Here is a 12,342-nt window from a genome sequence, read left to right as displayed (position 1 = left end):
TTGTAAACATTTAGCCAATGTTTTTAATATTTAGCATATTAAGTTATCTTTCAAAAAAAATAATTAATGAAACATTTTTTAGCCTATTTAATTCTAGTTTTAATTTTAGCTTCTTGCGGAAACAATAAAGCTGAAAAACCAATAATTTTTAATGAAATTAATATTGAAACTATTTTAAATGATACACTTTTAAGTATTAGAGCTATTGATGTTTTAGATAAAAACAGTTTGTCTTTTGCAGCTAATAACAATACTTACGGTTTGTACGATGCAAAAACGGGAAAATGGCTTATTTCAAAACAAAATTATGATAGTTTGAATTTAGAGTTTAGAGCTGTAGCAAATAATAATGCAGATTTTTTTATGTTAAGTATTGCAAATCCGGCATTGTTGTTTAAAACTGGAAATTCTGGTGAAATGGAATTGGTTTTCAAAGAAACCCATAAACAAGTGTTTTATGATGCCATGGCATTTTGGAATACACAAGAAGGCATTGCTATTGGCGACCAAATTGATGGCTGTTTAAGTATAATTATTACCAGAGATGGTGGTAATACATGGCAAAAAATAGCGTGCAATAATTTGCCTGAAGCTCTTGAAAACGAAGGTGCTTTTGCTGCCAGTAATACAAATATTGCTATTGTAGGTAATAAAGCGTGGATAGCTACTACGGCAGGTAGAATTTATTTTTCAGAGGATAAAGGAAAAACATGGCGTGTTTACAACACACCAATTATTAGCGGTAAAGACACTGAAGGTATTTACTCTATTGATTTTTACGATGAAAATAACGGTTTTGCCATTGGTGGAGATTACACAGCGCCTAATAGTAATGCAGCTAATAAAATTAGAACTAACGATGGTGGAAAAACTTGGAAGTTAGTAGCACAAAATATAAATCCTGGTTATAGAAGTTGTGTGCAATATGTGCCTAATAGTAACGCAAAAGCATTAGTTGCTGTTGGTTTTAAAGGTATTGATTATAGTAATGATGCTGGAAATACTTGGAAACATTTAAGTGATGAAGCGTTTTATACCATTAGATTTTTAAATGATACTGTTGCATACGCTGCTGGTAGTGGCAGAATTTGTAAGCTTACATTTATTGAATAAAAAAAGAGACGATTGTTGTGCGTCTCTTTTAGTTTTATCGTTTATCTGGGCCTCTGTGTTTTCTGTAACGGTCTAGCATTTTTCGTTTAAAATCTTCTTCGGCCACCTTAAGTTTTATAACTTTTTTTGGTGGTAAAATGGTTTTTATTTTTTCAGAAAAATTGATTCTAAGTGTACATAATCTAGATTCAATACTTTCTATTTTAGTCATTAGCTCTAAAGCTTTTTCATCTGTAAGCGTGTTTACGTTCTCTTTAATTTCTTGCCTTAGTGTGCGCATTTCATGATATTTAATAGTGGCACTTTTTTTATCAAAAGCATTGTAAACTGGCCAAAAATCTTGAGCTTCTTTTTTAGTTAAATCTAACTGCTCTGTAATAAACGCTACTTTTAATGATTGTATTTTTTCGCGGTTATGCTGCGCGTTTATTGTTAGTGTAACTAAGCAAATTATTATGGTTATTATGTATTTTTTCATAGTAGTTTTTTTAATATAAATCTTCAACATTTAAATTATTTAAAATGTAATCTTCAACAGCATCTTCTTCAATGGTGTTATACTCAATAAAATTTGTTTCGTTTAAATCTGTATCTTCTAATAAAGCAGCTATTTCATAAGAGCTTATATCTTCTTCAATAATATAGTTTTCAACCGTAGTGTAATCTAAATCTGTAGTTTTTTCAGTAGTTTTAATATTTAAAGTGAACAATAAAACAATGGCTGCAGCAACGCCAGAAATATATATTAATTGTTTTTTGGTGAACAGCTTAATAATTTTAGGTTGTTTTTTTGAAGCCGAAACTTTGTTAATTATGTCATCTTCTAGCTTATTAAAATAATCATTTGGAGTTTTAAAGCCTGGGTTTTCTACTTGCGCTTTAAGTTTGATGTTGTTAATTACGTTATCATCAAAACTATTAAAGTAGTTTTTTGGTGTTTTAAAACCCGTATTTTTAATATTATGTAATTTATCTTTTTTCATCTTAATACTAAGACTGTTATTTTTTTTAAAGGTTTAATTGTTAGTTAAATAGCTTTCTATTTTTTTAACGGCTATATGGTATGATGCTTTTAGGGCGCCTTCGCTAGTTTCTAAAATTTCGGCTATTTCTTTATATTTTAAATCTTGAAAATATTTCATATTGAAAACCATTTGCTGTTTACTTGGTAATTTGGCAATAGCTTCTTGTAATTTTAATTGAATGGTATCACCTTCAAAATACACATCGGATGTTAAATTATTTATAGCTAATTGTTGTATTTCTTCACTAGTAATTTGATGTTGTTTGGCTTTTTTATTTAACAAAGTTATAGATTCATTGGTTGCTATTCTATATAACCATGAGTATAGTTTGCTGTCACCTTTAAAATTATGTATGTTTTTATACACTTTTATAAAGGTGTTTTGTAAAGCATCATCAGCATCATCATGAATCTTCACAATGTTTCTAATATGCCAATACAAACGTTCTTTGTAAAGCGTTACAAGTGCTTTAAAAGCTTGTTCTTTGTGCGTGTTAGATTTTAGTTGTTGTATTAATTCGTCTTCGTTTATCACCAGCAAAGTTTAGTTATAAGACGTTTTAAAATTACAAAAGTTTAATTGGTTTGTAGAAAAATTTTAAACAAAATTAATTTATTGATATTCAATTATTTATAATAATTTTAATCGACGAAATACATTTAAAATCGATTAAACGCATTTTTTTCTTGTGAAATATTTCTTTTTGTAATATGTTTGTACCAGAACCTACTTGTGTTGATAGATGCCCCAAATGTCTATCAACTAACTAAAAAAAGGATAGATGCCCCAAATGTCTATCCTTTTTACTTTTTATGTATTTTGTATTTAAGCTAAACTTTGCATTTCAACAAGGTTTTTGTAGGTGCCATTTTTTTCAATGAGTTCATTGTGTTTGCCTTGTTCAACAATTTTACCTTTTTTAAGCACTATAATTTCATCGGCGTTTTGAATAGTAGAAAGCCTGTGTGCTATTACAATTGATGTTCTGTTTTTCATCATGTTTTCTAAGGCTACTTGCACTAAGCGTTCACTTTCGGTATCTAAGGCAGATGTTGCTTCATCTAAAACCATTATTGGAGGACTTTTTAAAACGGCTCGCGCTATGCTTAAACGTTGTTTTTGTCCGCCAGAAAGCTTGTTGCCAGAGTCGCCAATATTGGTTTCAATGTCATTGGGTAAATCGCTAACAAATTCCCAAGCGTTTGCCACTTTTAAGGCCTCAATAATCTCAGCATCAGTAGCTGTTTTTTTTCCTATTAAGAGGTTGTTTTTAATGGTATCATTAAATAAAATAGATTCTTGTGTTACCAAACCAATTAAACTGCGTAATGATTTTTTTGGCATGTCTTTAATATCAACACCATCAATACTTATGCTGCCTTTATTAACATCATAAAACCTAGTAACCAAATTTGCAATGGTACTTTTTCCGCTACCAGATTGCCCAACTAACGCAACAGTTTTACCTTTTTCAATAGATAATGAAAAGTCTTTTAAAACGTATTCGTCTTCGTATTTAAAAGATATATTTTTGAAGCTAATAGTGTTTTGAAAGTTATCTTTTTTAGTAGTTTTAGGTTTGTCTTCTAAAGGTGATTTTGTGTTTAAAACATCTAGCACACGTTCTGCTGCGGCATTTCCTTTTTTAACACTATAGCTTGCTTTACTTATAGCTTTTGCAGGTGTTAAAATATTATAGGCCAAACCCATATAAACTATAAATAAACCAGCGTCTAAAGTTTTATCTATTAAAACCATTTGGCCACCGTACCAAAGTAATACAGATATTACGGAAATACCTAAAAATTCACTTGTTGGCGACGCTAAATTTTGACGATTTAATAGCTTGTTTGAAAAATTGAAAAACCTGGTAGTAGAGTTTTTAAAACTGTTACTAAATTGTTCTTCTGCATTAAAGCCTTTTATAACTTTTAAACCGCCTAGTGTTTCTTCAATAATAGATAAGAACTTACCTTGTTCTTTTTGAACTTTGTCTGATTTTCTTTTTAAACTTTTACCAACTAATGAAATTAAAAAACCAGAAACAGGAATGAATATAAATACAAATAGTGTGAGTTTTGCACTAATTATAAACATAGTGATAATGGTAAAAATTATCATTAGAGGTTCTCTAATAATAAGTTCTAAAATTGATAAAAATGAATGCTGAATTTCTTGAACATCATTAGAAATTCTTGCCATTGTATCACCTTTTCTCTTTTCTGAAAAATATGAAAGAGGAAGGTTAATTATTTTATTGTAAAGTGCGTTTCTTAAATCTTTTAAAACACCATTGCGTAAAAATGTAATAAAATACATGGCTAAGTAATTAAAAATGTTTTTTAGTAAAAACATACTAATTACTAGTATTACCATAAAAATTAAAACATCATCATTACCTTGATTTGCTTTTTGAGTAACAAAATAATTTAAATAACTCTCTGCATATTCTTTAGCATTTGCAATGCCACTCCAAATAGGTTTAGTTTCTAACCGCTTGGTTTTGTCAAATAAAACATTTAGCATTGGAAATAACGAAACCATTGCTAAAGTGCCAAAAAGGGCGTAGAATATGTTTGATATAATGTTTAGTATTGCATAAGCTTTGTAGGGCTTAGCAAAAGCAATTATCTGTTTAAAATAGTGCATTAAATAAGCTTCATGTCTTTTAAAATAGCATCTAATTTATCGTCTAAAGTATTTTCAATATTTTTAAATTCTGAAATAGATTTTAGAGAGGTGTTGGCACTTACATAAAATTTAATTTTAGGCTCTGTACCACTTGGTCTTAATGCTATTTGTGTACCATTTTCTGTGTAGTAAATTAATACGTTAGATTTTGGTACGTCAATATCTGTTTCTTCACCAGTTAGCGTGTGTTTTGCTTTTGATGTTTGGTAATCTTCAATAAGCACTACTTTTTCGCCGTTTATTTCTTTTAAAGGGTTGTTTCTGGCATCAACCATCATTTGTTTAATTTCTTCAGCGCCTTCAATACCTTTTTTTGTTAATGATACTAGCTTTTCTTTGTAAAAACCGTGTTCTACATAAAGTTTTAATAAATCTTCAAAAAATGAGCTGCCATTTGCTTTAGCGTGTGCTGCAATTTCAACAGCTAAAAGGGTAGAGGTTACGGCATCTTTATCGCGTACAAAATCACCCACCATAAAGCCAAAACTTTCTTCGCCACCGCCAATAAAATCTAACTCAGGGAAATCTTTTATAAGTTTAGCAATCCATTTAAAGCCCGTTAAAACTATTTTGTTTTCAACGTTATAGCTTTTGGCAATTGTTGAAAGCATTGGGGTAGATACAATGGTGGTTGCAATAAACTCGTTGCCATTAATTTTGTTTTCGTTTTTCCAGAGTTTTAAAAGGAAATCGGTCATCATTACCATGGTTTGGTTTCCGTTTAAAAGCACCAATTCATTATCGGTATTTCTTACGGCTACACCAAGCCTGTCACAATCTGGGTCTGTACCAATTACAATATCTGCATTTACTTTATCGGCTAATTCTAAAGCCATTTTTAAAGCAGCAGGTTCTTCTGGGTTTGGCGATTTTACCGTTGGAAAGTTTCCGTTAGGTTCTCTTTGTTCTTCAACAATATGTACATTTTTATAACCTGCACGTTTTAAAGTTTCAGGAACAGCGGTAATGGATGTACCGTGAAGTGAAGTAAAAACAATGCTTAAATTATCTTTTGCTTGCTGTGTTAGGTTTAAACTACCGTTTTTTACTGAAGCATCAATAAATACATCATCAATATCTTTACCTATATAATTAATGAGGTTTTCATTGGCTTCAAATTTTATGTCTTCGTATTTTAAAGCATTTATTTCATTTATTACAGCGCCATCTTGTGGTGGTACTAATTGTCCACCATCTTGCCAGTACACTTTATATCCGTTATATTCTGGCGGATTGTGAGATGCTGTTAAAACAATACCACAATGGCAGTTTAAGTGTTTTACAGCAAATGAAAGTTCTGGGGTAGGGCGTAAATCTTCAAATAAATATACTTCAATACCATTTGCCGAAAATACATCGGCTACAACTTTAGCTAATGTTTTACTGTTATTTCTACAATCATAAGCAATAACAGTTTTTATGTTTTCACCAGGAAAAGATTCTTTTAAATAATTACTTAAACCCTGTGTGCTTTTGCCTAAGGTGTATTTGTTTATTCTATTTGTGCCAATGCCCATAACACCACGCATGCCACCGGTACCAAATTCTAAATCTTTGTAAAAGCTTTCTTGAATATCTTTAGGGTTGTTGGCAATACTATCTTTAATAAATTGTTGGGTTTCTTCATCAAAAGTTGATGTTAACCAAGTGTTTATTCTGTCTAAAATTTTTGGTTCAATTTGAATCATGGCGTGGATAAATTTTTATGGTACAAAAATAGTTAAATGATTAAAAAATACGGCTATAAATGCAAGGTTGTTATAAATTTAGTTTGTCTTTTATTAAGTAGCGTTTTTTGTCTTGGGTTGAGCGTAGTACAATTTCGCCTAAAAAGCCAGCAACAAAAAATTGAGTACCAATTATCATGGTTGAAAGGGCTATGTAAAATTGTGGACGATCTGTTATTAAACGGCCTGTGGGGTTTAAAAACAATTTATCTATACCCAAATACATTGAAAAACCTAAGCCAATTATAAACATAATAACACCTAAGGCGCCAAATAAATGCATGGGTTGTTTGCCAAACCTTGAAATAAACCAAATGGTTATTAAATCTAAAAAGCCATTTATAAAACGGTTCATGCCAAATTTGGTTTCGCCATATTTTCTAGCTTGGTGAATTACTATTTTTTCACCTATGTTGGCAAAACCAGCGTTTTTTGATAGTACGGGTATATAGCGATGCATTTCGCCGTTAACATCAATATTTTTTACAACAGTTTGTTTGTAGGCTTTAAGGCCGCAGTTAAAATCGTTTAGTTTTACACCCGATGTTTTTCTGGCAGCCCAATTAAATAGTTTTGATGGTAGATTTTTTGCTAAAATAGAATCAAAACGTTTCTTTTTCCAGCCAGATACTAAATCGTATCCATCATTAATAATCATATTGTAAAGTCCGGGTATTTCGTCTGGGCTATCTTGTAAATCGGCATCCATGGTTATCACAACATCTCCTTGGCTTTTTTCAAAACCAGCGTGTAATGCCTGTGATTTTCCAAAGTTTTTTAAAAACCTAATACCTTTAACATTGGTGTTTTCTAAAGATAAACTTTTAATTACTTGCCAAGAATTGTCTGTGCTACCATCATCAATAAAAATGATTTCATATGAAAAACGATTGGATTGCATAACTTGCGCAATCCAATCATGTAATTCTTTTAAAGATTCTTGTTCGTTAAGTAGTGGTATAACTACAGATATATTCATTTAAAAAATTTGAAAACTTAAGATAGCCTCAAAAATAGTGAAATTATCTGGCCTCTGGATTATTTTTTTTCATAACTGCAGCAACTAGCAGCCCAATAATACTTAAAGGTAGTAAGTAATTTACAAATAATGATATTATTGAGTTTTTTAAAGAATACATGTTGTCTGATTCTATTTTCTCAACCATTTCTGCAATTTTATCAGGGGCAAAATTCATACTTTTATAAACACGCGCAATTTTTTCAAGCGATTTTTCTTTTAATAAAGCAGCAGCTTCAACATCAACAAAATTAAATAGTATAAATGATACTAAGGTAACAATGCCAAAACCTATTAGTATTGTTATAAAATACGTTGTAAAAGCTTCTTTAAAACTAATAAAACCGTTTAAAAGTTTTTTTACGTTAATAATAGCAACAATGGCTAAAGCAATGGCAATTATGTAAAATGATACACCAAATAGTGTGTTTAAAAACAGCTCAACGTTAATTATGTAGGCGCCAAGAGTAAGCATTGTTAAGGCAATACCCAAATAAAGCCCAAAATTTACCGCTACAGATTTGAATGATTTTTCCATTATATTTTTGTAATTTTAAAGTTGATTTAAAGCGTTAGTGCATAAAAGTAATGAATAGTTACAAAAAAAGTTTAAATAAAATTTAAAAAAAGTGTTGTTCAATTATAAAAAATGATTAAATTTGCACCTCGAAAAATTAAGGACTTTAAAAGTTTAAAGCGATGAAAAAAGGTATACATCCAGAAAATTATAGAATAGTAGCGTTTAAAGATATGTCTAATGATGATGTTTTTTTAACAAAATCTACTGCTGATACTAATGAAACTCTAGAGGTTGATGGTGTTGAGTATCCACTAATAAAAATGGAAATTTCAAGAACATCGCATCCTTACTACACTGGTAAATCTAAATTAGTAGATACAGCAGGACGTATTGATAAATTTAAAACTAAATACGCTAAGTTTAAAAAATAAACTTAACTATATAATAATATTTGTGAGCCTTTCTGAATAAGAAAGGCTTTTTTGTTTTATACTTTTAAATTACATTTGATATTGAAAACGTTGTTAAAACAAAACGTTTAATATTAAACTTCAAACTATAAAAATGAACTATATTCTTTTTGATGGGCCTTTTAGAAATAATTTACTACCATTTACCTACACGCGCCCTGTAGCCGATATTAGAGTTGGTATTTTAACCATTAGAGAAAAATGGGAAACGTTTTTAAATACTACCACAACAACAGTTACTGAAGATTATTTGTCTGAAAAATATCCAATGGTAGAAATGGATGAAAATATAATGATTAATGCATCCTATTTGCCAAATTTAGAGTTGGTTGAAATGGTGTTAAACTTACAAGAAAATCAGGCTATTTTTAAAGATGAAGATGTAATTGCATTTTATACAAAAGAAGCTCAAGAAAATATAGATTTTAATACATTTGAAGCCATTGATTTTGAAGATGATTGCTTGAAAATTGAAAATACTTGGGATATTTTTTCAAAAAATGGAGAAGCAATACAAGAAGATTTTAATCTTATTACAAAGAATAGAAAATCGCAGCCAATTCCTGCCACTGTTAATACACTAAATGCCGAAAATATTTTTATTGAAAAAGGAGCAAAATTAAATTTTGCGACCCTAAATGCTAGTTCTGGCCCAATATACATAGGTAAAAATGCCGAAATTATGGAAGGAACAGTAGTACGTGGGTCATTAGCTTTGTGCGAAAATGCTACATTGAAATTAGCTACGAAAATTTATGGGGCAACTACGGTTGGGCCACATAGTAAAGTTGGTGGTGAAGTTAATAATTCCGTTATTTTTGGATATTCAAACAAGGGGCATGATGGGTTTTTAGGAAACTCTGTTTTGGGTGAATGGTGTAATTTAGGTGCAGATACCAATAACTCTAACCTTAAAAATAATTACGCCGAAGTTAGACTATGGGATTATAAAACAGAAGGTTTTGCAAAAACAGGCTTGCAATTTTGTGGTTTAATGATGGGAGATCATAGTAAATGTGGTATTAACACCATGTTTAACACAGGTACTGTAGTTGGTGTTAGTGCTAATATTTTTGGTAGCGGTTTCCCTAGAAATTTTGTACCAAGTTTTAGCTGGGGTGGAAGTAGTGGTTTTACAACCTATTTAACCAAAAAAGCTTTTGAAGTTGCTAAAGTAGTTATGGCAAGACGTAAAATAGACTTTACAGAATTAGATAAAAAAATACTAGAACATGTTTTTGAAGAAACTAAAAAATATCGTAGAACATAACACTAAATAACATGTTTCTTAGTTGTTAACCATTGATTTGTATGTATTTAAACGAATAGTTTTAGTTTTGCTTTTTATAATTTATAATATTATTTACTTTAGTATACTATACAATAACTAATTAATGCTGTCTCTCTTTAAAAACAGGAAATATTTTTTTTTAATATATTGCAGTTTACTTTTAATAGATCTTATTATAAAATCTATTGAAGAAACTTCATTGTTTAGGGTTATAACCAAATCGGGTCTAGTAATAGCTTTATTTCTTTATTGTTTTGCTAATACCAAATACCAAAAAAAACGTCATTTTATATATGTTACAATAGCGTTATTATTTTTTTGGGCTGGAGATATTTTAATGTTATTTTATAAAATACCACATTTATACGATGCAGCGGTAATATGTTTTACACTAGCCAAAATATGCTATATATTAAGGTTAATTACAAATACCGACTTTAGGTTTTCTAAAATTTTACCTTATTTATCAATTTTGTTTCTTTACATGGTGCTTATTTTTTCATTAATGTACACTAACTTTAATGACCAATGGTTTTATTTAGCTATGACTTATTTGTTTGTAGGTGTAAATGTATTTTTATTTACGCTATTAAGAAAAAATGCCGTTAACAGGTCTAGTTATTTGTGGGTTTTATATGGTGTTCTAGCTTCTATTGTTTCAGATAGCCTAGTATCTTTATCTTCTTTTTCGTCATTAATTATTCCTTTTAACCCATTGCTTATGATGCTTTTTTATGGCGTTTCGCAATTATTAATTATTATAGGTTTAGTTGAAGAAGGTAAAAAACAACATGTAAAACCACTTTTTGAAAGTAAATTTTAATTGCTTGCGGCTTTTTTTACAAATCGTAAATCTATCATGTTAATGGGGTTTATGCCTAAACCTTCAACATTTTTTCTTGTAAAACGTATGACTTCATCATAATATAGCGGCACCATAATAGCATTATCCATAGCTATAGAATCTATAGTTTTGTAAATATGTTTACGTTCACTAATATTACTAATTGTAAAGGCTTTGTTGTATAGGCTATCAACAGTTTTGTTTTTAAAGTGAAAATAATTTGAACCGTTAGGCGCAAAATTTTTGCTGTAGAAAATAGATAGATAGTTTTCGGCATCTAAATAATCGGCAATCCAAGAGCTTCTAAACATATCTACTTTACCGTTTGAGCGTGCACTACGTAATGCAGCTTCTGGCATAACATCAACATTAATTTTTAAACCAGCTTTTTCAAGTTCGCGTTGAATAAATTCACAAAAGCTTAAATAATTACTTGTTGTTACTAATGTAATTTCAGGGTTTTCAATACCTGTTTCTTTTTTAAACTGTGTAATTAATTGTTTGGCTTTTTTAGGGTTGTAGTTATAACCAGATTGTTTACTGTGGCCAGCTAAACCTAAAGGAATAAAACCACCATTTGCAGGGTTTCCAACACCGTTGTTTAAGTAAAGCATCATTTTTTTTCTGTCAAAACCATAATTAATGGCCTTTCTTATGAGTTTAGATTGAATTTCAGGTGTTTCAGAATCTAAATAAAAACCCAAGTATTCTGTGTTTAAATAGGGGCCACGAATCATATTCACCGTTGTTTCATATTTTGTTCTTAAAGTACCATTGCTGGTTAAAAGCTCATCTTTGTATGATGCATCCAAGCCCGATATAAAATCTATATTACCTTGCGCAAATTGTAAAAATTCGCTTTGCTTATCAGGTAAAAACGTAAGCGCAACAGCTTCTAAATATGGTAAATTATTTCCAAGACTATCTTTTTCAAAATATAAATTGTTTTTTCGTAGCACCAATTTTATGTTTTCTTCCCAACGTTTAAATTTAAAAGGGCCTGTACCAATGGGGTTTGCTCTAAAATTGTTGCCATAATGTTCAACAATTTCTTTTGGCACTACAGAGCAGTATTTCATGGTAAGCAAACCAATAAATGCAGGAAAAGGTTGTTTTAGTTGTATTTGAAAAACGGTGTCGTTTATGGCTTTAAAATCATCTACTTTATTTAATACCCAACTGCCGGGAGCCGCTATTTTTTCATCTCTTAGGCGGTTTAAGCTGTATTCAAAATCTGAAGCTTTTACGGTCCTGGTTGAATCTTTGCCAAATAGCAAATGTTTATGAAAATAAACATCGTTTCTTAAATAAAATGTATAGGTTTTTGCATTTTTAGAAATGGCCCAACTTTTTGCAATACAAGGTTTTATATTAAGTTCATCATCTAGCTGAACCAAGCCATTGTATAACTGATTGTTTATAGAGTTATCTTGTAACGTTCTAGAAAAAGCAGGGTCTAGCGTGTTAATATTAGCATATTCATTGTACCTAAAAACAAGATGATCTTTGTTTGTTTTTTCATTATTAGCACAAGAAAATAAAAAAATAATAATACAACTAATTGAAAAATAGTTTGTTAATTGGTTTGTTATAGGTTTTATCATATAACTTATTAGTTGTAAATTTGCAATCTTTTAGTTGTA

General features: G+C 30.1%; 12 protein-coding genes. 4 read left to right on the top strand and 8 right to left on the bottom strand.

Annotated features, from left to right (window positions below):
• The first annotated feature begins 66 nt into the window (after nucleotides 1–66).
• On the top strand, nucleotides 67–1,113 hold the full coding sequence (locus ACYX4H_RS01805) for a WD40/YVTN/BNR-like repeat-containing protein (protein ID WP_476237512.1): 1,047 nt from the start codon (nucleotides 67–69) through the stop codon (nucleotides 1,111–1,113).
• 34 nt (nucleotides 1,114–1,147) lie between these two features.
• Here the strand turns inward: ACYX4H_RS01805 and ACYX4H_RS01800 are convergent, their stop codons facing one another.
• The 7 genes from ACYX4H_RS01800 to ACYX4H_RS01770 form a co-directional block, all read right to left on the bottom strand.
• Nucleotides 1,148–1,591: a sensor of ECF-type sigma factor gene (locus ACYX4H_RS01800; RefSeq protein WP_476237511.1), complete on the bottom strand. Its 444-nt coding sequence runs from the start codon at nucleotides 1,589–1,591 to the stop codon at nucleotides 1,148–1,150.
• A 10-nt stretch (nucleotides 1,592–1,601) separates the two neighbouring features.
• Complete coding sequence (locus ACYX4H_RS01795; RefSeq protein WP_476237510.1) at nucleotides 1,602–2,096, bottom strand: hypothetical protein; 495 nt, start codon at nucleotides 2,094–2,096, stop codon at nucleotides 1,602–1,604.
• 33 nt (nucleotides 2,097–2,129) lie between these two features.
• Nucleotides 2,130–2,672 carry an RNA polymerase sigma factor gene (locus ACYX4H_RS01790; protein WP_476238622.1) on the bottom strand — a complete coding sequence of 181 codons (543 nt, stop codon included), beginning with the start codon at nucleotides 2,670–2,672 and terminating at the stop codon, nucleotides 2,130–2,132.
• 291 nt (nucleotides 2,673–2,963) lie between these two features.
• Nucleotides 2,964–4,787, bottom strand: coding sequence for an ABC transporter ATP-binding protein (locus ACYX4H_RS01785; protein ID WP_476237508.1), 1,824 nt, complete (start codon nucleotides 4,785–4,787; stop codon nucleotides 2,964–2,966).
• On the bottom strand, nucleotides 4,787–6,517 hold the full coding sequence (locus tag ACYX4H_RS01780) for a phospho-sugar mutase (RefSeq protein WP_476237507.1): 1,731 nt from the start codon (nucleotides 6,515–6,517) through the stop codon (nucleotides 4,787–4,789). The genes ACYX4H_RS01785 and ACYX4H_RS01780 overlap by 1 nt, the downstream gene beginning before the upstream one ends.
• 70 nt (nucleotides 6,518–6,587) lie before the next feature.
• Nucleotides 6,588–7,535: a glycosyltransferase family 2 protein gene (locus ACYX4H_RS01775; RefSeq protein WP_476237505.1), complete on the bottom strand. Its 948-nt coding sequence runs from the start codon at nucleotides 7,533–7,535 to the stop codon at nucleotides 6,588–6,590.
• 43 nt (nucleotides 7,536–7,578) lie between these two features.
• Nucleotides 7,579–8,112 carry a DUF4199 domain-containing protein gene (locus ACYX4H_RS01770; RefSeq protein WP_476237503.1) on the bottom strand — a complete coding sequence of 178 codons (534 nt, stop codon included), beginning with the start codon at nucleotides 8,110–8,112 and terminating at the stop codon, nucleotides 7,579–7,581.
• A 161-nt stretch (nucleotides 8,113–8,273) separates the two neighbouring features.
• On the opposite strand from ACYX4H_RS01770, the gene ACYX4H_RS01765 reads away from it, so the two are divergent.
• The 3 genes from ACYX4H_RS01765 (at nucleotide 8,274) to ACYX4H_RS01755 (ending at nucleotide 10,678) form a co-directional block, all read left to right on the top strand.
• Entirely contained in the window at nucleotides 8,274–8,525 is a 252-nt protein-coding gene (locus ACYX4H_RS01765) for a type B 50S ribosomal protein L31 (RefSeq protein ID WP_147135912.1), read from the top strand.
• Nucleotides 8,526–8,658: 133 nt separating this feature from the next.
• The gene (locus ACYX4H_RS01760; protein WP_476237501.1) at nucleotides 8,659–9,834 is read left to right on the top strand and encodes a GlmU family protein; all 1,176 of its coding nucleotides are present in this window, start codon (nucleotides 8,659–8,661) and stop codon (nucleotides 9,832–9,834) included.
• 124 nt (nucleotides 9,835–9,958) lie between these two features.
• A complete protein-coding gene (locus tag ACYX4H_RS01755) occupies nucleotides 9,959–10,678 on the top strand; it encodes a lysoplasmalogenase family protein (RefSeq protein ID WP_476237499.1) in 720 nt (239 codons plus the stop codon).
• Here ACYX4H_RS01755 and ACYX4H_RS01750 read toward each other — a convergent pair.
• Nucleotides 10,675–12,303: an ABC transporter substrate-binding protein gene (locus ACYX4H_RS01750; RefSeq protein ID WP_476237498.1), complete on the bottom strand. Its 1,629-nt coding sequence runs from the start codon at nucleotides 12,301–12,303 to the stop codon at nucleotides 10,675–10,677. The two genes, ACYX4H_RS01755 and ACYX4H_RS01750, sit on opposite strands and share 4 nt — an antisense overlap.
• Nucleotides 12,304–12,342: the final 39 nt, after the last annotated feature.

This window comes from Seonamhaeicola sp. ABD4_340 (assembly GCF_056312135.1).
This window is presented reverse-complemented; position numbering and strand designations above follow the sequence as displayed.